At 67.0% G+C, this 261-nt stretch carries 1 pseudogene; it reads right to left on the reverse strand.

Annotation, left to right across the window (positions count from 1 at the left end):
* Positions 1–261, reverse strand: a pseudogene (locus ABD225_RS10985) (integrase); the annotation flags it as partial.

Genomic DNA, 261 nt, shown 5'->3' on the forward strand with positions numbered 1-261 from the left:
GGATCGAGTTCTTCAGCATCGACCCGGGCCGGGTCAACGAGGTGCCGCGGGCGATCAGGCCTTGCCGGTAGGGCGCCAAGCGGCGGTCCATGGTGGCTGCGGACATCGTCAACAAGGCCGCGGCGTCGGCGTCACTGATCGTGACGTGACCGTGCCGGCGCGCGTTGTCCAAGGTGTGCGGCAGTGAGGCTTTCAACCGTTTCCCGCACGGGCCATCCAGGACAGCCCAACACTGCACGAGCGCACTGATCAGGTCCTCGC

This window comes from Nostocoides veronense (assembly GCF_039531185.1).
Lineage (GTDB): Bacteria > Actinomycetota > Actinomycetes > Actinomycetales > Dermatophilaceae > Nostocoides_A > Nostocoides_A veronense.